This is a genomic window from Pseudomyxococcus flavus, assembly GCF_050038885.1.
GTDB classification, from domain to species: Bacteria; Myxococcota; Myxococcia; order Myxococcales; family Myxococcaceae; genus Myxococcus; species Myxococcus flavus.
In genome coordinates this window covers 2684249-2704350 of sequence record NZ_CP143624.1, presented here as the reverse complement: position 1 = coordinate 2704350, position 20102 = coordinate 2684249, and the positions used below count along the sequence as shown (strand labels likewise).

18 protein-coding genes and 1 pseudogene are annotated in these 20102 nt (G+C 65.2%); 18 read left to right on the top strand and 1 reads right to left on the bottom strand.

Annotated elements, in window-relative coordinates:
- The first annotated feature begins 20 nt into the window (after positions 1–20).
- The 15 genes from atpD to VZL07_RS11365 all read left to right on the top strand — a co-directional run bounded on the left by atpD (position 21) and on the right by VZL07_RS11365 (position 17973).
- A complete protein-coding gene (atpD, locus tag VZL07_RS11435) occupies positions 21–1466 on the top strand; it encodes a F0F1 ATP synthase subunit beta (protein WP_426755533.1) in 1446 nt (481 codons plus the stop codon).
- Between the two features lie 33 nt (positions 1467–1499).
- Entirely contained in the window at positions 1500–2069 is a 570-nt protein-coding gene (locus tag VZL07_RS11430) for a hypothetical protein (protein WP_426755532.1), read from the top strand.
- Positions 2070–2090: 21 nt separating this feature from the next.
- Positions 2091–2501, top strand: coding sequence for a F0F1 ATP synthase subunit epsilon (locus tag VZL07_RS11425; RefSeq protein ID WP_426755531.1), 411 nt, complete (start codon positions 2091–2093; stop codon positions 2499–2501).
- Between the two features lie 325 nt (positions 2502–2826).
- Positions 2827–3207 (top strand): group I truncated hemoglobin, encoded by a 381-nt coding sequence (locus VZL07_RS11420; RefSeq protein ID WP_426755530.1) that lies wholly within the window; start codon positions 2827–2829, stop codon positions 3205–3207.
- A 19-nt stretch (positions 3208–3226) separates the two neighbouring features.
- Positions 3227–4225, top strand: a complete 999-nt coding sequence (locus tag VZL07_RS11415) for a 2Fe-2S iron-sulfur cluster-binding protein (RefSeq protein ID WP_426755529.1) — start codon at positions 3227–3229, stop codon at positions 4223–4225.
- A 1-nt stretch (position 4226) separates the two neighbouring features.
- The gene (locus tag VZL07_RS11410; protein WP_426757282.1) at positions 4227–4673 is read left to right on the top strand and encodes an RrF2 family transcriptional regulator; all 447 of its coding nucleotides are present in this window, start codon (positions 4227–4229) and stop codon (positions 4671–4673) included.
- Positions 4670–4930: a hypothetical protein gene (locus tag VZL07_RS11405; protein WP_426755528.1), complete on the top strand. Its 261-nt coding sequence runs from the start codon at positions 4670–4672 to the stop codon at positions 4928–4930. Before VZL07_RS11410 ends, VZL07_RS11405 begins: the two co-directional genes overlap by 4 nt.
- A 366-nt stretch (positions 4931–5296) precedes the next feature.
- Positions 5297–6325 carry an ADP-ribosylglycohydrolase family protein gene (locus VZL07_RS11400; protein ID WP_426755527.1) on the top strand — a complete coding sequence of 343 codons (1029 nt, stop codon included), beginning with the start codon at positions 5297–5299 and terminating at the stop codon, positions 6323–6325.
- Positions 6326–6488: 163 nt separating this feature from the next.
- Positions 6489–6893, top strand: a complete 405-nt coding sequence (locus VZL07_RS11395; protein ID WP_426755526.1) for a phage holin family protein — start codon at positions 6489–6491, stop codon at positions 6891–6893.
- Entirely contained in the window at positions 6890–7408 is a 519-nt protein-coding gene (locus VZL07_RS11390; protein WP_426755525.1) for a hypothetical protein, read from the top strand. Before VZL07_RS11395 ends, VZL07_RS11390 begins: the two co-directional genes overlap by 4 nt.
- A gap of 30 nt (positions 7409–7438) precedes the next feature.
- Positions 7439–8782: a cytochrome ubiquinol oxidase subunit I gene (locus tag VZL07_RS11385; protein ID WP_426755524.1), complete on the top strand. Its 1344-nt coding sequence runs from the start codon at positions 7439–7441 to the stop codon at positions 8780–8782.
- Positions 8772–8945, top strand: coding sequence for a hypothetical protein (locus VZL07_RS11380; protein ID WP_426755523.1), 174 nt, complete (start codon positions 8772–8774; stop codon positions 8943–8945). The genes VZL07_RS11385 and VZL07_RS11380 overlap by 11 nt, the downstream gene beginning before the upstream one ends.
- Positions 8935–9942 carry a cytochrome d ubiquinol oxidase subunit II gene (locus tag VZL07_RS11375; protein WP_426755522.1) on the top strand — a complete coding sequence of 336 codons (1008 nt, stop codon included), beginning with the start codon at positions 8935–8937 and terminating at the stop codon, positions 9940–9942. Before VZL07_RS11380 ends, VZL07_RS11375 begins: the two co-directional genes overlap by 11 nt.
- Before the next feature lie 1369 nt (positions 9943–11311).
- Positions 11312–17500, top strand: coding sequence for an RHS repeat-associated core domain-containing protein (locus VZL07_RS11370; RefSeq protein ID WP_426755521.1), 6189 nt, complete (start codon positions 11312–11314; stop codon positions 17498–17500).
- 56 nt (positions 17501–17556) lie between these two features.
- Positions 17557–17973 carry a hypothetical protein gene (locus tag VZL07_RS11365; protein WP_426755520.1) on the top strand — a complete coding sequence of 139 codons (417 nt, stop codon included), beginning with the start codon at positions 17557–17559 and terminating at the stop codon, positions 17971–17973.
- 501 nt (positions 17974–18474) lie between these two features.
- On the opposite strand, the pseudogene VZL07_RS11360 reads toward VZL07_RS11365, so the two are convergent.
- Positions 18475–18615, bottom strand: a pseudogene (locus VZL07_RS11360) (transposase domain-containing protein); the annotation flags it as partial.
- A gap of 270 nt (positions 18616–18885) precedes the next feature.
- Here VZL07_RS11360 and VZL07_RS11355 point away from each other — a divergent pair.
- The 3 genes from VZL07_RS11355 to tnpB all read left to right on the top strand — a co-directional run bounded on the left by VZL07_RS11355 (position 18886) and on the right by tnpB (position 20079).
- Positions 18886–19281, top strand: a complete 396-nt coding sequence (locus tag VZL07_RS11355; RefSeq protein WP_426755519.1) for a hypothetical protein — start codon at positions 18886–18888, stop codon at positions 19279–19281.
- Between the two features lie 78 nt (positions 19282–19359).
- A complete protein-coding gene (tnpA, locus tag VZL07_RS11350; protein WP_426749855.1) occupies positions 19360–19710 on the top strand; it encodes an IS66 family insertion sequence element accessory protein TnpA in 351 nt (116 codons plus the stop codon).
- Positions 19711–19713: 3 nt separating this feature from the next.
- Positions 19714–20079, top strand: a complete 366-nt coding sequence (gene tnpB / locus VZL07_RS11345) for an IS66 family insertion sequence element accessory protein TnpB (protein ID WP_176416745.1) — start codon at positions 19714–19716, stop codon at positions 20077–20079.
- Positions 20080–20102 lie beyond the last annotated feature (23 nt).

The following is a 20102-nucleotide window of genomic DNA, read 5'->3' as shown; positions in this document are numbered from 1 at the left end:
CGTGCGAGGCAGACGATTCCATGAGCGCTCAAGTTCCGACGGCAGGCAGAATCATCCAGGTCCTCGGCCCGGTGGTCGACGTCGAGTTCCCGCCCGGCGGTCTCCCCGAGGTCTACACGGCCCTCAAGGTCACCAACGCGAACCTGAGCGCCGAGCCGGACAACCTCACCCTCGAGGTGGCGCAGCACCTGGGTGAGAACACCGTCCGCACCATCGCCATGGACTCCACCGAGGGCCTCGGCCGCGGCATGCCCGTCACCAACACGGGCGCCCCCATCCAGGTGCCGGTGGGCAAGGCCACGCTGGGCCGCATCCTGAACGTCACCGGTGAGCCGGTGGACGAGATGGGCCCCGTGAAGGCGCAGGAGCACTGGTCCATCCACCGCCCGCCCCCGCCCTTCACCGAGCAGGACGTGCGCGTGCAGATGTTCGAGACGGGCATCAAGGTCATCGACCTGCTCGCCCCGTACACCCGCGGTGGCAAGATTGGCCTCTTCGGCGGCGCCGGCGTGGGCAAGACGGTGCTCCTGCAGGAGCTCATCCGCAACGTGGCCGTGGAGCGCGGCGGCTTCTCGGTGTTCGCCGGCGTCGGTGAGCGCACCCGCGAGGGCAACGACCTCTACCACGAGATGCAGGACACCAAGGTCATCCAGACGGACAACCTGGAGGCCAGCCAGGCCGTGCTGGTGTACGGCCAGATGAACGAGCCGCCCGGCGCCCGCGCCCGCGTGGCCCTGTCGGCCCTGACGATGGCCGAGTACTTCCGCGACGTGGAAGGCCGCGACGTGCTCCTCTTCGTCGACAACATCTTCCGCTTCACCCAGGCCGGTTCCGAGGTGTCCGCCCTCCTGGGCCGCATCCCCAGCGCCGTGGGTTACCAGCCCACGCTGGCCACGGAGATGGGCGGTCTGCAGGAGCGCATCACCTCCACCACGAAGGGCTCCATCACCTCCGTGCAGGCCATCTACGTCCCCGCCGACGACCTCACGGACCCGGCGCCCGCGACGGCCTTCGCCCACCTCGACGCGACGACGGTGCTCAACCGCTCCATCGCCGAGCTGGCCATCTTCCCCGCCGTGGACCCGCTCGACTCCACCAGCCGCATCCTCGACCCGGCCGTCATCGGCGCCGAGCACTACGCGGTGGCCCGCAAGGTCCAGGGCATCCTCCAGCGGTACAAGGAGCTGCAGGACATCATCGCCATCCTCGGCATGGACGAGCTCTCCGAGGACGACAAGCTGGTGGTGGCCCGCGCCCGCAAGATTCAGCGCTTCCTGTCGCAGCCCTTCTTCGTGGCCAAGGTCTTCACCGGCAAGGACGGCCGCTACGTGAAGCTCCAGGACACCATCCAGGGCTTCAAGGAGATCGCCGAGGGCAAGCACGACGACATCCCCGAGGGCGCCTTCTACATGGCGGGCAGCATCGACGAGGTCGTCGAGAACGCACGGAAGCTCGCGGCGAGCTAAGCTCCAGGGTTCCCCCCTCTCGCCGAGGTCACCATGCGCCGTGCAGCGCTCGCCCTGGTCCTGATGCTCCTGAGCTCCCCCGCGGTCGCGGAGGAACGCAAGGGACGGGCCCGGGTGAGCGCCAACGGGCTGTACAGCGTGCGCATGGTGGAGGTGGCGGAGGGGCAGTGCCGGCTGGAAGTGACGCAGGAGAGCGGCCCCGTCTGGTCCCTGCCGCAGTGTGTGGGGACGGTGGATGACCTCTACTTCGTCTCCAACGACGGCGAGCGCGTGTGGGTGGTGTGGCCGCTGGTGGAGAAGGGCAAGCCCGTGTCGGAGCCGCGCCCCAAGAAGCGGTCGAAGGTGAAGAAGCCCAAGGGGCCTCCGGCCTGGGCGCGCGTGGTGGTGGCGGCGCAGTACGGGCGGGATGGCCAGCGGCTCCAGGAGAAGCGGCTGACCGAGTGGCTCACCACGCGGCAGCTCTCCGAGGTGCGACAGCTCACCCACCACTTCAAGTGGCTGGAGGGCACGCTCGGCATCCCCGGCAAGGGGCCCCGGCTCACGGATGCCGGGGTGGTGGAGTTGGAGCCGGTAGGTGGGACCACCCGCCAGCTCACGTTCTGATTCGGTTGTGCGAGGAGCCTCATGGCCAAGCTGACTGTGGAGATTGTCACCCCCGAGAAGCGCATCCTGTCGGTGCAGGCCGACGAGGCGATTGTCCCCGGGGGTCGGGGCCTGTTCGGCGTGCGGCCGGGGCACACCCCGTTCCTGTCGCTGATGGAGCCGGGCGCGCTGACGCTGATTGAGGGCGGCCGGCGTGAGTCCTACTTCGTCGCAGGTGGCTTCGTGGAGGTGGGCAACGACAAGGTGCTGGTGCTCGCCGACGCGGCCGAGCCCGTCACGGGCATCGACGTCGAAGGCGCTCGCCGCCGCATGGCCGAGGCCCAGGAGCGCATGAAGGGCATGTCCGCCGAGGACGCGCGCTTCGAGCTGGAGCAGGCCACGGTGCGCCGCGAGGCGGCCCGTATCGGCGCCGCCACCACCGCGCGCGCCTGAAGCGCCGCCTTCCGGATTCACCGGCCAGGGGCTTTCCGGCTCCTGGCTGCCTGCGCGTGACGCCGGGGCTCCCCTCGTGTGGAGCCGGTGTCCGCGACAGTCCTCGTGATGGCGCGCAAGGTTTGCGCCTCCGAGGAACCGTCGTGCAGTCGAGGGCGACGTTGCGTCCGCACCTGGACCTTCGCGCAAACGTTGCGCCGCGCACCAGCCTCATTCCTGGCTTCCAGTAGCGCAGCTGCCCTTGTGGCCCAGTTGATGCAGCGTGCTTCAAAGCAGCATTTAAAATGCAGCTTTGCGCCCATGTCGGGCGAAGGGAGCGAACACCATGAGCATTGCGGCGGAGAAGAGCGTCTACGAGCAGCTGGGCGGTGAGCCTGCGATGGCGGCGGCGGTGGAGGTCTTCTACCGGAAGGTGCTGGCGGACGAGCGCATCAGCCACTTCTTCGAGGACGTGGACATGGAGCGCCAGTCCGCCAAGCAGAAGGCGTTCCTCACGATGGTGACGGGGGGGCCGGTTCACTACAGCGGCAAGGACATGCGCGCGGGGCACGCGCCGCTGGTCCAGCGAGGGCTGAACGACACGCACTTCGACGCGGTGGCGGGTCACCTGAAGGACACGCTGGAGGAGCTCGGCGTGCCGGCGCCGCTCGTGGCGAAGGTGCTGGCCATCGCGGAGAGCACTCGCGCGGACGTCCTCAACCGCTGACCCCACCGGAGCACACGCCATGGCGAAGGTGAAGCACGAGTCCAGCTGGTATCCGCTCGAGCCCGGAGAGAGCGTCTTGGACGCACTGCTGCGCCAGGGCGTGTCCGTTCCGAATGCCTGCCGCGCCGGGGCCTGCCAGTCCTGCCTGATGCGGGCCGTGGCGGGCCCCGTCCCGGAAGCCGCGCAGGCAGGGCTGAAGGAGACGCTGCGGGCGCAGGGGTACTTCCTCGCCTGTACCTGCCGGCCACCGGAAGGCACGGTGCTGGAGGTCACGGGCGCGGAGGCCCTGCGCGTCCCCGCGCGCATCGCCACCCTGACACCGCTGTCACCGAGTGTCCTGCGCGTGCGCCTGGAGACGGACAGCCCCCTGTCCTATCGCGCGGGGCAGTACCTCTCCCTCATCCGCTCGGATGGGCTGACGCGCAGCTACTCGCTGGCGAGCTTGCCCCGCGAAGACGCACTGGAGTTACATGTGCGACTCCTTTCGGGAGGGGCGATGAGCGGCTGGTTGGCGCATGACGCACGGCCGGGCGACAGGCTCCAGGTGCAGGGGCCGGTGGGAAGCTGCTTCTATGTCCCCGGCCGCCCCGAGCAGCCCTTGTTGCTGGCCGGGACGGGGACCGGCCTCGCGCCGCTCTACGGCATCGTTCGAGACGCGCTGGAGGCAGGCCACGCGGGGCCCATCTGGCTCTTCCATGGCGCCCGCACACCCGAGGGGCTCTACCTCACCGACGCGCTGCGGGCCCTGGCGGAGCAGCATCCTCAGCTCCACTACCGGCCATGCGTGCTGGAGGGCGGCACCCGCGACGTGGCCGAGGGCGCGCTGGACGTGCTCATCCGCGCCGAGTGCCCCCGGCCAGTAGGCTGGCGTGCATGGCTCTGCGGCGACGGGCCGTTGGTGCTATCCCTTCGCAAGAAGCTGTTCCTGGCCGGCCTCTCGCTGAAGGAGCTCCACGTGGATGCCTTTCTGCCGAGCGTCCCCCTGGCGCAGCGCCTTCCTGACGCCGGAGCCCGCTGACGTGTACCTCACCCTCCACGCCGACTACTCGCTACGGGTGCTGCTCTATCTGGCCACGCGCACCGACCGGCTCGTCTCCACCCAGGAGATTGCGGATGCCTACGGCATCTCCAAGCACCACCTGGTGCGGGTGGTGCAGACGCTGGCGGGGCAGGGCGTGGTGGATGCGCGCGCGGGACGCTCGGGCGGCGTGATGCTGGCGCGCGCGCCCGCGGACATCCGCGTGGGGCGCGTGCTGCGCGCCGCGGAGCCGGACTTCCACCTCGTGGAGTGCTTCGACCGGGAGCGCAACACCTGTCCCATTGCTCCCGCCTGCGGCCTCAAGGGCGTCCTGTCCGAGGCGCGCGACGCGTTCCTCTCGGTGCTGGACAAGTACACGCTCGCGGACCTGCTGGTGCGCTCGCAGCCCAACCTCACGGACTACTTCCTTCCGGCCGCGGCGCCATGATGTCGGGCACGCTCGAGCTGTTTCATCGCATCGCGGATGCACCTTCCGCGCAGGCGCGGCGCTACATCGTGGACTACGCGCTGGAGGACCGCGTGCGCTTCCGCAACGTGGCCTTCGAGGAAGCAGCGGCGGACTGGCGCCGGCACGGAGGCCACACCACGCCCGCGCTCTGGGATGGCACGCACCTGCACCAGGGCGCACAAGCCGTGATGGCGCGGCTGCAAGCCGTCGTCAACCTGGGACGTGACGGCGCATGAAGTCGTGGCGCGCGTGTGCTGACACCCGCGCGCCGGTGCCACCTGCGCGTCCCTCGTGCGCCATGCGCACCGTGCACGAAGCTTCGAGAGTTGGACACGTGTACAGGTGCGCGGATGCGTGCACCGACCAGCGCTTGCCGCGCGTGTGTTGGTTGCGGTAGTCACCCCACCCCGCGTTGCGATCCACGAGACGCGAGGGATGGAGGGTGGACGGTGAAGATTGCGTGTGGATGTTCGAGGACGGTTGCCTCGCGCTCGTCAAGTCCCGGCATGAATCTTCCCGTCCAGGCTCGCGGATGTTTCACGCGTTTCTCTCCTTTCTCGCTGGCCGTCCGGGCCTGAGCCTCGGTTAATCTCCACGACCCCATGTCGCTGACTCCCGCCGAGCGCCAGGACAGGTTCCATGCGGCGTTCGTGGGGCTCGCCATCGGCGATGCGCTCGGCTTTCCGCTGCGCGGCATCCCGCCGGCGAGCCTCGCGCGGCTGCCTGGCCTTGCCGAGGACTTCGCGCCCCGCCCGCGCGGCAAGTTCGCCAAGGGCCAGTTCAGCGACGACACGCAGCTTTTGCTCGCGGCCGCGGAGAGCGTCATTCGCGAGGGCAAGGTGGACGGGCGCAGCGCGGCGGCGCACCTGGCGTGGCTGTGGCAGGAGGGCATCATCCTCCAGCCGCCCAAGAGCCTCGCGGACGCGCTGCAGCGGCTGGCCGGCGGCGTGCCGTGGATGAGCGCGGGCGCGTCGCTGGGCACGCGCTGTCACTCGGTGCTGAGCCGCGCGCTGGTGGTGGGGCTGCTGGAGAGCGGCCACCGCGCGCGCCTGCCTCACGACGCGGGCGTGCTCACCGTCATCACCCACAAGGACCCGGTCTGCGCCGCTGCCGCGGCGGCCTTCGCGCAGGCCGCGGCGCTGGGCATGGAGGAGGAGCCGCTGACGCCCGCGGCCTTCTGCGAGGAGCTGTCGCTGGCGGCGGCCGTGCACGACAAGGGCCTGGCCGAGGAGGTGCGGTACCTGCCGCGGCTGCTGACCTGGGACACGACGCGCGCGCTGTCGCAGCTGCGCAAGGTGGGCGTGCCTCCCAGCGAGCTGAAGGGCGTGGACGGCCTGCCGCCCCACGTGGTGCCGGTGCTGTTGACCTCGCTGTACGCCACCCTCAAGGTGCCGCACGACTTCCGCGAGGCGGTGGCCCTCACGCTGCGCTGCGGCGGAGAGGCGGACGTGGCCGCCGCGCTGACGGGCGCCCTGCTGGGGGCCCACCTGGGCACGCGGGCCATTCCCGCGCGGCTGCGCAAGCAGGTGCTGTACGCGGAGAACCTGATGGACACGGCGGACCGTCTGTTCCGCGCCCACCAGGTCCGCGAGACGCTGGCCACCGCCCTGGCGCACCGCCGCCGCCGCTGAGCGCGCAGGCCGGGCAGGCGGGCAGACGTCGAGGTGCACTCCCCCGGGACTTCACTGGAGGGAGCGTCCTGCCCACCTTGTGCGAAGGAGCGGGCCGCAAGGATGCCAGGCTGGCATGGGAGCGCACGTGTGGTCCGCGGACTCAGCGCAGGAGGCGCACGTCGTGGACCTCGAATCGGAACGCCTGGAGCGAAGTCAACTGGAGACGCTCTCCACGGCGGAGCTCATCCGGCATGCCTTGGCGGAGACCCGCCTGCTGGTGCGCGCAGAGGTGATGCACGCGAAGAAGGAGCTGCGTGAGGAGCTGAAGGCCGCGCGCACCGCGGGCATCCTGCTGGGGGCAGGCGCCGTCCTGGCGCTCACCTCCCTGGCGGTCCTCTTCGTCGCCCTGGGGCTGGCGCTGCCCATGGCCCAGGCGCTGGGCGTGCTGGTGGTGGGCGTGGTGCTGCTGGCCATCGCCGGAGGGCTGCTCTTCGTGGGCAGCAAGCGCGTGCCCAGGAAGCCCCTGCCACATACCCAGGAACGGCTGAAGACGGACTACCACCTCACGCGGGAGACGCTGCAATGAACGGTGATGGCCGCGAATCGGGCGCGTCCGTGGAAATCGAGCGGCGCGAGGAGCACCGCATCACCCGGGGCATGGGCGACCGGAAGCAGGTGGAGGAGACCGCGGACCGCATCCGCGACGAGCTGCTGCTGACGCTGGCGGAGCTGGACCGGCGGCGTGAGCGCGCGCTCGACGTGCGCTACCATGCTCAGCAGCACCGCACCGAGCTGATGGCCGTGGGTGCCGTCGCGCTGACGGTGGTGGGGCTGGGCGTGGGCTTCGCCATCTACCGCGCGCGGCATCGCGACGAGATCCTGCGCCGCAAGCGCCGCAAGGCGCTGACGCGGGCCTGGGAGCACCCGGACCGCCTGGCCTCCAGCGCGGAGCAGCGCCCGCTGGGCGTCGAGCTGGGGCGCAAGCTCGTCCTCATCTTCGCCAGCGCCCTGGCCTCCGCCGTGGCACGAAACGCCGTGGTGACGCTGGTTCCCGCGCGCCGCGTCCCCGCTTCCGCTGAGGGCATTTATAAGAATAGATAAAAGCGTAAAAATCAGACATAAACCATTCTGATGCCCATGACGGACCTGCTCTACGCGCGGGCGCAGATGGGCTTGTCGCTCGCGTTCCACATCGTCTTCGCGGCGGCGGGGGTGGCGCTCCCCGTCCTCATGGTGCTCAGTGACTGGAAGCACCGGCGCACCGGTGACGCGGACTACCGGAAGTTGAGCCAGAAGCTGGCGAAGGGGACGGCCATCCTCTTCGCGGTGGGCGCGGTGAGCGGCACGGTGCTGTCCTTCGAGCTGGGCCTGCTGTGGCCGGAGTTCATGGGGCAATACGGCGAGGTGATAGGGCTGCCCTTCAGCCTGGAAGGGGTGGCCTTCTTCACCGAGGCCATCTTCCTGGGCATCTACCTGTACGGGCGGGAGCGGGTGTCGCCGGGGCTGCACCTGTTCTCCGGCGTCATGGTGGCGGTGAGCGGCGCCGCCAGCGCCTTCTTCGTCACGCTGGTGAACACGTTCATGAACCACCCGTCGGGCTTCACGCCGTCGGCGGCGGGGCCCGTGGACGTGCAGCCGCTGGTGGCCATGTTCAGCCCGGGCTGGCAGTACCAGACGGCGCATGTGCTGCTCTCTTGCTACCAGGCGAGCGCCTTCGCCATGGCGGGCATCCACGCCTTCGTGCTGCTGCGCCACCCGGGCGCGGCCTTCCACAAGAAGGCGCTGTCGGTGGCGTTGCCGCTGGCGTGTGTCACCGCCTTGCTCCAGCCGCTGGTGGGGGACCTGTCCGCCAAGCACGTGGCGAAGGCGCAGCCGGTGAAGCTGGCGGCGATGGAGGGCCAGTTCGAGACGGAGCGCGGCGCGCCGCTGCGGATGGGCGGACTTCCCAACGTGGAGACGGGCGAGGTGCCCTACGCGCTGGACATCCCCAAGGGCCTGTCGATTCTGGCCTTCGCGGACCCGGACGCGGAGGTGAAGGGGCTCAACGCCTTTCCTCGCGATGAGTGGCCGCCGGTGGCGAAGGTCCACGTGGCCTTCCAGCTCATGGTGGGGACGGGGAGCGCCATGGCGCTGCTGGCCCTGGCGACGCTGGGCTGGCGGTGGCGGAAGAAGGCGTGGCCGCACGGGCGCAGGTGGATGTGGGCGTGGCTGCTGTCGGGGCCGCTTGGCGTGGTGGCCATGGAGGCCGGCTGGCTCGTCACCGAGTGGGGACGGCAGCCGTGGATTCTGCGCGGGGTCATGCGCACGGCGGACGCGGTGACGCCGGTGCCGCACCTGGCGGCGCCCTTCTGGACCTTCACCGCCGTGTACCTGTTCCTGGGCGTGACGGTGGTGTTCCTGCTCGCGCGGCAGGTGGCGGGCACGCTGCCCCGGCGGGAGCGCGGCGAACTGGAAGGAGCGGCCCATGTCCACTGACGCGATTCTGGGCTTCGCGGTGGTGGGAACGCTGCCTCCTTGGCAGGGCGCGCGCTGGAAGGAGCGGCCCATGTCCACTGACGCGGTGGGGAGCTTCACGGTGGTGGGAGCGCTGCTGCTCTTGCAGGGCAGAGCGCGGACAGGAGTGACCCATGTCCATTGACGCGATTCTGGGCTTCGCGGTGGCGGGGACCTTCGTCCTCTACGCGCTCTTCGGTGGCGCGGACTTTGGCGGAGGTGTGTGGGATTTGCTGGCGTCGGGGCCGCGCAAGGCGGAGCAGTGCGCGCTCATCGCCCGCGCCATCGGCCCCGTGTGGGAGGTGAATCACATCTGGCTCATCGTCGGGGTGGTGCTGCTGTTCGCCGGCTTCCCGCGCGCCTTCGCGGTGCTGAGCGTGGCGCTGCACGTGCCGCTGACGTTGCTGCTGCTGGGCATCGTGTTCCGCGGCGCGGCCTTCACCTTCCGGGCCTACGACACGCGCGGGGACACGGTGCAGCGGCAGTGGGGGCTCGTCTTCAGCGGCGCGAGCGTCATCGCGCCCCTCTTGCTGGGGATGTGCGTGGGCGCGGTGGTGGGCGGGGACATTCGCGTCGAGGGCCGCGCGGTGGTGAGCGGCTTCTTCGCGTCGTGGCTGACGCCCTTCTCGTTGGCGGTGGGCGTACTGGCGCTGTGTCTCTTCGCCTTCCTGGCGGCGGTGTACCTCACCCACGAAGCCCCCTCCACGGCGCTGCGCGAGGACTTCCGCCGCCGCGCGCTGGGGGCAGGCGTGGCCGTGTTCGCAGCGGCGCTGGCGGTGTTGCTGCTGGCGAGGGACGGGGCGCCCCGCGTCTGGGAGGGGTTGCTGCGCTCGCCCTTCGCGCTGACGCTGCACGTGGGCACGGCGGTGGCGGCCGTGGCGGCCTTCGCGCTGCTGTGGACGCGGCGCTTCCGGTGGGCCCGCGTCGCCGCGGCGCTCCAGGCGGGGCTCATCGTGCTGGGGTGGGCGGCCTCGCAGCACCCGTATCTGGTGGTGCCGGACGTCACGCTGCAAGGCGCGGCGGCGAGTCCTGGCGCGCAGCGATTGCTGCTGGTGGCGCTGGGGGTGGGCACGGCCGCGGTGGTGCCCTCGCTGGTGCTGCTCTTCCGCGTCTTCCGGCCACTGCCCCCTGCCGAACCTTGACGTCACGGGCACCCCACCCGCCGAGCGTCTCAGGCAAAACAGGCCGACAAAGGTTTCTTGAGACTTGCTCGAGTGAGGCGCCGTAGGTGTCCAGGACGACTCGGAAGAGGGGCTCGGGCACGGCCATGTTGGCTCGGAGGGAATGAGATACGTAGGAGGCCTCCCTGCTGCCACGCGGAAATCGGAAGTGAATGCCGCGGCGACTCGCACCTGGTCGCGCACCACCAAGCCATCGCTGTCAAGGGCTCGGCGCTCAAAGTGGCGACCGCTACCTCCGAGCGCTCCAAGTCTTTGTTCATCTGGGTATTGGCAGGGCCTTCAACGGCAGGGGACATTTGTCAGCAGTCGACACGCTGTGCACGGCAGCGTCGTCGCAATGGACTGCCTGAGTTTGGGGGGCCTGGTGCTCCTTGCGGCGGAACGCTCAAGCCTTTGCATTCCAGGTTCTTTGCGTGCCGGTCCGCCGCGTAGAGAGGGCGTGTCGTCTTGTGTAGGAGCCGCCAACGTCACTTGGTTGCCTGCGCAATGTCGGCCAACTCTTCCGCGGAGGAAGCGAAGGGCACCCAATGAGTCTGCGCAACCGGCAATTGCCTTGATTCTCATCGGCACTCAGCGGGCTATGCAGGCGTCTTCCATGGGGGCATCTTCCAATCGGAACGCGCGAACCAGGACGGTTCCCCAGGTGAGTCGTCAAGCCTCGGATGATGCTTGTCCTTGCTAAGGCGAGCGGTCACTCTCTTGTGCACTTTGGGTTTGTTTTCTTCTAAAACTTAGAGTGTGTTAGTTTGCGTGTTTTTCGGATTTTTCGTGCTTTGCGCGCCGATGTTCACTCGTGGACATGTATGTCTGACATGCGGTATGAATGGGGGCTCTCAAATGTGCCCAAGGGGTGCTCGGCGATGCGGCGTTCAGGCTACAGGAAGAGGCAGGGACAGTTTCGACTGTCAACTGTGGGCAGCCTTGTCTGGTTTTTTGGGGTTCTGGCTCTAGGGTGTTCGCAGGAGGCTGCGCGGACAGAGAAGCCGCCGCCAGCTGCAGACCCGGTGGGCAATGTGGTTCGCGAATGGAAGCCCATGCCAGTTGATGGGTCAAGCTTGGCTAAGCGTAAGTTGACTGAGTCATGCGCAACCCATGGGGCAGCCGAGTGCGAGAGCGGGCTGTGTGTGCGCGTTTCGACTGGCGCGAGGCTGTGCAGTCGGCCGTGTGTTGGGACGTCCGAGTGCCCCAATGGTTGGACGTGCACGGCAGCCTCGCCCGGCGGGAACGAGTCTTTGTGTCTTCCTTCGTCATTGCCGGCGAAGTAGAGACAATGTGGTGATTGCCGACATGAATGTTGAACAGGCCGAATGGTTTTGCTCAGGAGTGTAGAATGATTCGAAATCGCGCTTATGTGCGCGGAGTGGCCGCGCTCGTTTTTGCAGTGCTGGGTTTAGCTGTCGCACAGGTGGCTGGTGATACTGAGACAGATGCAGAGGTGCAGGCCGCCGTCGAAAAGGCGACAGCCAATCCTCGTCCTCCTGTGGGGGGATCGCGTACGGCTGGAGCCGAAGGCGAAGTGTCATTGGGGAGCATGCGTGCCAATTATAGTCATGCTGACATCAGTGTGACAGGAACGCTTGGGCGCGTGAACTTCGTGCGTCGCTATGCGATGGATACGTTGGGGCAGACCTCGGATCTCAGCGAACGGCCGGAAAGTGCACCCTTTGGTAGCATGAAGGCGGATGCGTTGGGCTATTATCGCCATGCTGCGCCTCTTCAGTGCAGTGGAACCATTGAAAGCAACTGCGCTGGGGGGATGAGGTGGGGGCACAATTTCGATAGCTGGGTTGACTATGAGGCACGCCGGCGGCCATGCGTGCCCGGAGATGATCTGTGTTGGGAAAATCCAATATTTGATTTGACTTGGCATGTGCTCACACCAGATGGGGAAAAACTCTCGTTCAAGGCGTGCGGCCTGAGCCAGGGCAATAATCAACCGCCATTGCCATCCTGCTTCGCGCGCAACCATGCTGACAACGACGTGAAACTGGAACTCCTGAATGGTAGCTCTTCTGGGTTCGGGGCCGCTTTCGTTCTCCACACGCCGGGGGGCCGGTTCGTGTACGCCGAACCTTGGAGAGACACCCCCGGAGGGCCTGCAGAACCGGGGTGGATACGCCGCCGTCTTAGCTACGTGTTGAGCCCGGAGATCGAGGCGCCGGGATGCTCTCTTCTTGATCCCGTGAGCTCCTGCCAACGTCGCATTGCGACGCTGGGGTACGGTCAGGCGTGTGGTGCTGCGGATGACGCGGTGCTTGGGGCGGGAAAGACGTATGTCACCAGTATCGAGGTGGCCGGTGGCAGCAAGCTGTGGTTGGGATATGACACGGTGAACCTCCGTGACCGGCGGCAGATGATACATACGCTGGCGGACGGTGGGATCTCGGGAAGCGTCGTTCCTCAGCGGGAGTGTGTTCTCAAACAAATTTGGTTGACGGACGCGGGAGAGTCTGCGCCACCAACGGGCGCGACACCTGTCGTCTCCTACCAATATGCAGAAGGTCTATTCGAGCAGGATGCTGGTACGTCGACGCAAGTTCTTGGTGGATTGCTGGAGGAGGTGCTCCTGAATGCCGGGCATGGGGCGGGGACCGAGACACGGTTGCGTTACGAGTATGTAGAGCCCGTGCTTTACGCCAATGGTAGCCCTTCTCCGCAGCCGCTGCGTACGTTCCGTGTGATACGGAACGGTGTCTTTGAGCGAGAGCTCATCATGGATTCCGAAGATGGCGCCTATGTGAATCAGTCCCGAAGCGGCAACACCAAGGTCAATTTGTGGGCTGACAACAATGGAAGAACACGTTCGGACGGTGGGGTCCCCTACTGTCATCCTGGACGTTTCGGAACGCCTAGTACTCTCTATCTTGGGGACTGCTGGAATAACCAGACCCAGCATCAGCAGATCGAAACAACAATGGTCGGAGATGGCACTGGAGCACAGGTTCCAGGAGTTACGAATACCGCAGTGATGGCGGTGCGACGAAACAGTCCGCATGGTCCGATCCGTACGAGCAATGATTTGCAATGTTCCGGGTTGGCGTGTAGTGCGCTGGCTCCTGATCAGCGACAGACCGCTTGGGAGGTCGAATCGTTCAATCCGTGTCGGGTTGAGCCGTGCCCTCCGCTCGCTCATGACTATTTTGTTTTTGCGACGAAGAGCGTTGTCGACGTTCGCGGTACTCGAACCGTCTATGAGAACGCGCTAGCTCCCGAGGGAGCGGGCGTTCCTCCTGAGCGCAATGGCTATCGGCCAACGTTACCTCCGGTGGAGGTAGCCGCAGTCAAGGAGGGGGCTACGCTGGCGGATGGCAGCGACGCCTTGTTGACACGCAACTTCAGCTATACGTACGGACCGGACTACAAGCAACGAATAAAGGACGTGTCAGGACAGTCTGTGCTGGCTCAAAACGCAATTTATAAAGTACGGAATCACTACGATGAGGACACTGGACGACTCAAGGCCGTGATTCGGAGTGGATACACTTCCGAGTTTGACCCTGCGCAAGGTACTTGGGCTCCGGAATTGCGCCACATCGGCGTCTTTTATCGCGACCACTACACCTGCACCGTGCCAGGAGGGTTTGCTCAGACTGGCTATGGCGACGCGAAGGGGCGAATTGTAGAAGTGGCGGGGCCGTGTGCAGTGGGACACCTGGATGCGCAGCAGTGTTCGACGAGCCAATACAGCCAATCACCCATTCCCATGACGCAGTATGAGTACTGGCCCGAGACCGCTTCTCCTCGATTGGCTGGTCGTTTGGCTGTCAGGCGTGTGTTTAGCCGGATATCTGGAGATGGGACGTGTACCTCGCCGGGCGGGGTCGATCCCAAGAGCTACCTTGAGACGCGTTTCGAGGACTACGATGAATACGGTCAACTGACCCAGATGCGCGACGCGAACGGCGTCGTGACAAAATTCATCTATGCGGGAAACGTGTTGGTCGAGACCCGGGTGGCCGATGGGACGCCTTTGGTTTCCGTGACGAAGTATGGGTATGACACAGGCAGTGGCTCCGGAAACTGGGTGCAGCACCCGGACGGCCGATACGAAGTGCAGTGTTTCCGCGCGGGAACGACCCTGGGATCCGGGTGTGTTGGAGGGACGCTCACCGACAAACTGCAGTGGAAGGCGACCGCGCCGTACCCCAATGGGACTTTGTACAGTGAGCGTTTAGATTACAGCTATTCAGGAGATGGCAAGCTTGTTGGCGAGACCGTACGTGATCGTCACGGGATGGTTCGTCATCAACGATATTATGAGGGAGATCCTCTCGGGCGACTCACCTATGAGGCCGTGGGAAGCGCAGTTCCGGCTCTACCCAGCGACAATCGCTACCACCAGGTTTCGCTTTTTGATGGCGCGGGCAATCGCGTGGGAATAGGGGCCGCCTACCAGCCGACCTCATCACCGTTGGAGCCCCTATGTGGAGGGTTTACTCCAGACTCCAACAGGCGCCACGCTCGTCCTGCATCGCCGCTCTGTACCGCTTTTGAGTACGATCGACTCAACCGTCTTTCGCGGATGATGCATCCCGAGGATGACACACAGAGCGAAGCGAGTGTTACATGCATGTCATATGACGCACAGGGAAACCTTGCCAGTGTGGGCCGCGCAGATGCAAGCGGTGCGTGCCTGCCTGCTGCGCAGCACTCCATTCGTTACGCGTATGATGATTTTGGACGGCTCATCCGAGTAACGGCACCCTGGGGGACAGGTGCCGGCGGTGATCCCGGCGTATATCGGTATGGCTATGATACTGCTGGCAACTTGATGTTCAAGCAGACGCCAGCCATGACGCAAGAGTCGCCAGTCAAGTGGGAGCGAACTTATCATGATGCACTGGGTCGCGTGCTGAGAGTTGATGTAGTTCGAGCCGACAGCCCCAATGCGCCTCAAACATTGTATTCTTTTGGGTACGATGATCAGGTCGTGCCGCCGCCCTATTGTCCTGGAGGAACTGTCAATCCAGACGGTCCTCCAAACGTCAAGGGGCGTCCCCAGGTGCTAACGGATTCGTTCGGCGACACCTGGTATGCTTATGATGTTCATGGGAGGCCCAGGACACACTGGAGGGTGAGAGCCCAGCCAAACCAGCCATCACGTACGCTTGATTGTGGTCGGAAAAACGACGTGAATCACCCTAATCGGCTGTTCTATTATGATGCGAGTGGGCGGCTGATCAACGAAGTCCTCCCAGGTGGGAGGCCACTAACCTACATTTATCATAGCCAGAGCTCGGGCATGCCTCACCGCGTGGCGGAGGTACGCGCTGTGTCGTGGGATGGGGAACGGTGGGGGAGCACGATGACTGTGCTGAAAGACGCTCAGTGGGAGCCTTATGGCGGCCTTCGGTCCTATGCGCTGAATACCCACCTTGATTCGAGCTCCGGTTCCTCTTCCTGGCGCTATGTGGATTATCTGAGAACGGCACCTGCTTCGGTTCCGATGTCGCGGTGCAATGAGACGAACATCGTAGCTGGCAGTGACTTCACAGGACGCCTGAAGGCCCTGGCCGTTTCCACGGAGGCCGAGCGTGATGCTGGTCGCTACGGAGATATCTTCAAACGAGTCTACACGTGGAAGGCGGATCATCTCGTGCGCGAGGATACTTGTATCCTTGAGACGAGTGACGTCGCCCCGGAGACGACTCAGTACGCTGGAGCGCAGGGTGAGGCTGGCTTCGATGCTCGTGGCCAGTTGAGGCATGTTTCCGGGCGGCCTCGAGACATGCGCCAGTATACATATGATGTTGATGGGAATCGGACGCGTGAGCGTCAAGGTGACTTTGTCTTCCTGTTGGATTACCCGGGTGACCGTAAGGGTTTGCTGCGGGTCAGGAGGCGCTACGCATGCGCAGGGGGGACTGCCTGTTCGACTATCGTGTCACTAAATGGGCCCGTGGAGAGCTACCAGTATGACGCGGACGGGCGTGTTGTGAAAAAGCAATGGGCCGACCTTAAGAATTTTGTGGGCCTGGGCGAATGGACGTTTGGAACTGCGTTGGACGTGCCGAATCCTGCCTTGGGGGCCGTTTATCGCAGTGTCTCCGATGGTGCCCGTACGTGGGAGTATTTCTATGATGCAATGGGGCGGCGGCGCCTCAAGTTGCATGCCTCTGGAGTTGCCGAGGAGTATTTCTACGACGGCACCATCCTCTTGGAGGACTGGAGCGTCACGAGTCTGGTGTCATCTTCGGCTGACTCTATTCGTGACGAGTATCTGTGGCTGGGGGGCCGTCCAGTCGCGCTCTTCAAGACACGTGTCATTCACGGAGGGGGGCGCGTGGCTGATTTCTCCGGAGAATGCGGCCGTCATGGAGACGACATCGCGCCAAATTGCGGCGTGTACTATCCGATCTTCGATGAGATCGGAAAGCCGGTGCTCATGTTGGATGGCGCGGGGTTGGTGACTGGAGTGGGTGACTATGATGCTTTTGGTCATGTGAACCGCATTGCTCAACTGGCCGAGAGCAGCCATCCCGTAGTGCTTGATGGTGAGCACGTTCAATTGGCTGAGTCGGTGGGGTTGCCTGCCCCCAAACCTGGGCTTAATGTAAATGTTCGTGCCAGAGTTGGTGTGGTTCGGGTTGGAGACCGGGGGGCGGTGTATCTCACTGATGACTCGAATGTCAGGATTCAAAACTCCAGTCTCGACGGCGACGCAGGTCTAGGTGCGGTGACGCCTTGGGTGGATTTGGCTGGCATCTCGAAGGTTCGCGTTCACTATGGTGAGCAAAACGTTAGGCCAGGCGGACCTATTGACGAGACTGCTTGGGGCGTGAGCCTGGATGGCTTCGAGTATCGTCGGTTTCAGACTGGTGCCTCGCCCGTCTGGACGCCACTTAGGTTTCCTGGGCAGTATCACGATGCAGAGACGGACCTCTTCGAGAACTGGAACCGGTACTACGACGCAGCTATAGGACGGTACTTCGGCCCGGATCCAATGCTTCAGGACCCAGCCTATGCGCTGAATGCGGCGCAACAAGGCATGAGCGTTCCGGCCTATGCCTATGCGCACAACAATCCGACGTACTACACAGACTCTTCTGGCAAAGCAGTCCCGCTCCTCCTAGGCCTCGCATGCGTCGGCGGTGGTTGCGAGGCGGCCGTCGCGGCAGCTGCGGTTGGGGCGACCATCGCCACTGCCTATATCGCAGCCAAGGTCATGCCCTACTTGTCCGAAGGCGGTGAAGAGGGGGCAACTCCCACCTTGGGAGAGTCGATCGGAAACGGGCATGCTCAAGACAAACACGAGCAGGAATTTGAGGAGATTGATATCGCAAGGGAGGACCTTCCTCGGTTCATTGACGACATAGTTGAAGCAGCCAAGGTGACCGAGGGGAGAGTCATTCACTTGCCGGATGATCGAACTGCATACCTTGACCCTGCGACAGAAACTGTTGTGATCCACGATCCAAAACATCCTGATCTAGGCACCGCCATGAGGCCGAAGAACCCGCGCACCGGCGAATCCACTTACAAGCGATACGTCAGGAAACTTCGAGAAGAATCAAGATAGCTGGACGCGTCCGGAATTTGTCCATGCCGCAAAGATGTTGTAATTCATGTGTAATCATGAAAATCCAGCCGCGATGTTCCGAAGCCGAACTTGCAGTCCTGAAGGAGATGACCGCGTACATGCGGGCTCACGTTTGGGTGGGTTCCGGCCATCCAGTCGAGTACAGCCTCGCTCTTTGGCAGGATCTGGCATACACCCTTGGCGAATACACGGGTGGAATTGACGACTATATCTATTCTCTGTATTCGCGGGATGCACTCGAGGCCACCATCGAAAGCCTCCCAGGACATCACAGCGAACTGCTGCGGAGGTTGGTCAACGAAGCCGATGAGGCGTTTCGCAAGGCGACTCGGGATGATGGAGGCCGAAGCCTGTCGAGATTTCTCATGCCGGAAGCGAACAGCGGTTGGTGGTGCAGCCGTCGCCCGATCATCGGCCCACTGAATACTTACCTGGATGCGGTTGAGGCATAGCCACGAAGGATAGGAATTTGGATCTGTGGTTTTCGAGCATTGCGGAAGCGCGAGGCGCAGTCCCGGCGAACGCAGCCGCGAATGAGGCCTCGCTCGTATGAGTGAAACGGGGCCCTGGGAATACATCCCTAGGGCCCCGTGATGTTGCGTCAGCGTCGTACTGCTCTGGAATCACATGGGCGCCGCTCCCGCATCTGTTGTGCGGTGCCGCAACGTGGTTCGGGTGGTCGCGGTAGGGACGGGCCTTGCGGCCCGCCCCCCCGCACAGATCCCAGCGTGCGGCTCTACCGCACTGGGCTCTTGCCTCGGGTAATAACGTTGAGTCGCTCGTTGGGCCAGGGGTGCTAATCCTTTGACCGGGGGAAGATTAACGAGCGGTCCGTGCGTGTTCCCCAGGCATGAGGACGCACGCACGGAATCAAGGTAACCGTCCGGCCAGTGACGTGAGGGGTTGCAGGCGGACGCGGACCGTGTTCGGCGGCGCCGCGATGAGCGAGCTGTTCAGGAGTGGGACTGGAGGAGTGAGTCAGGCGGGTCGGCGGCGCGTCGCCGTTTCCACTCGTGGGGCAGCAACTCACTGATGCGCGAGTTGGGGTGCGACTGCACGCGGAGCAAGACGTCCGTGAGGTACGCCTCGGGGTTGATGCGTGTTCCGGGGCATGCCGAGCACCGATTCCGGGCCAAGCCGAGCAGCGATTCCGGACCAAGGTGAGCAGCCGTTCCGGGCATGCCGAGCAGCGATTCCGGGGATGCCGAGCAGGCATTCCGGGCAAGGCGAGCACCGGTTCCGGTGATGCCGAGCACCCGAGGTGAGCGGGGTGCGAGGCGGACAGGAGCGTTGACGGCGCTGGGCAGCAGCGGGCCACTCCGCCCTCCCTTTTGGAGGTGGAGATGGCGGCACAGAGGCTGTCCATGCGGAAGCTCAGAGAGTTGTTCCGGTTGAGGTACGAGGCGAAGCTGACGACGCGGTCGATTGCTACCAGCCTGGGCATCGGCAACGGCACGGTGTGCGACTACCTGGGGCGGGCTCGGGCCGCGAAGCTGACGTGGCCGCTGCCTCCGGAGCTGGACGATGACGAGGCGCTGACGGCGCTGCTGTTCCCCGAGGACGCGAAGGCGCTGGCGGAGCGGCCGGAACCGGACTGGGCGCACGTGCACGCGGAGCTGAAGAAGAAGGGCGTCACCAAGCAGCTGCTCTGGCAGGAGTACCTGCAGGCGCACCCGGGCGGCTACCAGTACAGCCGCTTCTGCGAGAGGTATGGACGGTGGCTGGCCACTGCCAGCGTCACCCTGCGCCAGGAGTGTTGATGGTCACCAGGAAGCGCGGATTCCTGGTCATGGGTCGCCAGGAGTGTAAGCGTCCGGCCAACGACGTGGTGAGGGACGTTGAGTGAGGAGTCGGCGCCGTGGACGCTGGCGTGCATGTCGAAGCCGGTGGAGAAGCAGGAGTGGTTCCGGGTCGCTGAAGCCTTCGAGGCGAGCGGGCTGACGCAGCAGGAGTTCGCGTCGCAGCGAGGGCTGCGGCTGAGCACGCTTCAGTCGTGGGTGTACCGGCGGAGGCGCCAGCTGGCTAAGAAGACGGAGCCGGTGCGCCTGCTGCCGGTGGAGGTAGCTGGCGTGGCACAGCCGCGCACGGCGCTGCTCGAGGTGGCGCTGGCCAGCGGAGCGCGCCTGCGATTCGCCTCGGGCACCGACGTCGACTACGTGGCCCGGCTCGTCACTGCGCTGGGGCGGTGAGGCGTGTTCGCCCTCCCAGCCTCGGTGCGCGTAGTGCTGGCCACGGCGCCAGTGGACATGCGCAAGTCGATAGACGGCCTCATGGCGCTGGTGCGCGCTGAGTGGGGCGAGGACGTCTACTCAGGGCACCTCTTCGCCTTCGTCTCGCGCAAGGGCGACAGAGTCAAAGTGCTGACGTGGAGCCGGGGCGGCTTCGTGCTGCTGTACAAGCGGTTGGAGACGGGGCGCTTCCGGCTGCCGCCAGTGGACGCGGGCGCTCAGGTGGTGCACCTGGACGCCACGCAGTTGGCCATGCTGCTGGACGGCATTGACGTGGCCCAGGTGCGGCGCCAGCCCGCCTGGACGCCTCCCGGGCGCACGGGCACCTGACGGGCCCGGCTCGGGACGCAGCG

Excerpts from the sequence above, each read along its gene's own strand:
- VZL07_RS11390 (WP_426755525.1), top strand. The coding sequence starts at position 6,890 with ATGAACGGTGATGGCCGCGAATCGGGCGCGTCCGTGGAAATCGAGCGG.
- VZL07_RS11425 (WP_426755531.1), top strand. The coding sequence starts at position 2,091 with ATGGCCAAGCTGACTGTGGAGATTGTCACCCCCGAGAAGCGCATCCTG.
- atpD (WP_426755533.1), top strand. The coding sequence starts at position 21 with ATGAGCGCTCAAGTTCCGACGGCAGGCAGAATCATCCAGGTCCTCGGC.
- VZL07_RS11375 (WP_426755522.1), top strand. The coding sequence starts at position 8,935 with ATGTCCATTGACGCGATTCTGGGCTTCGCGGTGGCGGGGACCTTCGTC.
- VZL07_RS11405 (WP_426755528.1), top strand. The coding sequence starts at position 4,670 with ATGATGTCGGGCACGCTCGAGCTGTTTCATCGCATCGCGGATGCACCT.
- VZL07_RS11385 (WP_426755524.1), top strand. The coding sequence starts at position 7,439 with ATGCCCATGACGGACCTGCTCTACGCGCGGGCGCAGATGGGCTTGTCG.
- VZL07_RS11380 (WP_426755523.1), top strand. The coding sequence starts at position 8,772 with ATGTCCACTGACGCGATTCTGGGCTTCGCGGTGGTGGGAACGCTGCCT.
- VZL07_RS11370 (WP_426755521.1), top strand. The coding sequence starts at position 11,312 with ATGATTCGAAATCGCGCTTATGTGCGCGGAGTGGCCGCGCTCGTTTTT.
- VZL07_RS11430 (WP_426755532.1), top strand. The coding sequence starts at position 1,500 with ATGCGCCGTGCAGCGCTCGCCCTGGTCCTGATGCTCCTGAGCTCCCCC.
- VZL07_RS11400 (WP_426755527.1), top strand. The coding sequence starts at position 5,297 with ATGTCGCTGACTCCCGCCGAGCGCCAGGACAGGTTCCATGCGGCGTTC.
- VZL07_RS11355 (WP_426755519.1), top strand. The coding sequence starts at position 18,886 with ATGCGGAAGCTCAGAGAGTTGTTCCGGTTGAGGTACGAGGCGAAGCTG.
- VZL07_RS11415 (WP_426755529.1), top strand. The coding sequence starts at position 3,227 with ATGGCGAAGGTGAAGCACGAGTCCAGCTGGTATCCGCTCGAGCCCGGA.
- VZL07_RS11420 (WP_426755530.1), top strand. The coding sequence starts at position 2,827 with ATGAGCATTGCGGCGGAGAAGAGCGTCTACGAGCAGCTGGGCGGTGAG.
- VZL07_RS11365 (WP_426755520.1), top strand. The coding sequence starts at position 17,557 with ATGAAAATCCAGCCGCGATGTTCCGAAGCCGAACTTGCAGTCCTGAAG.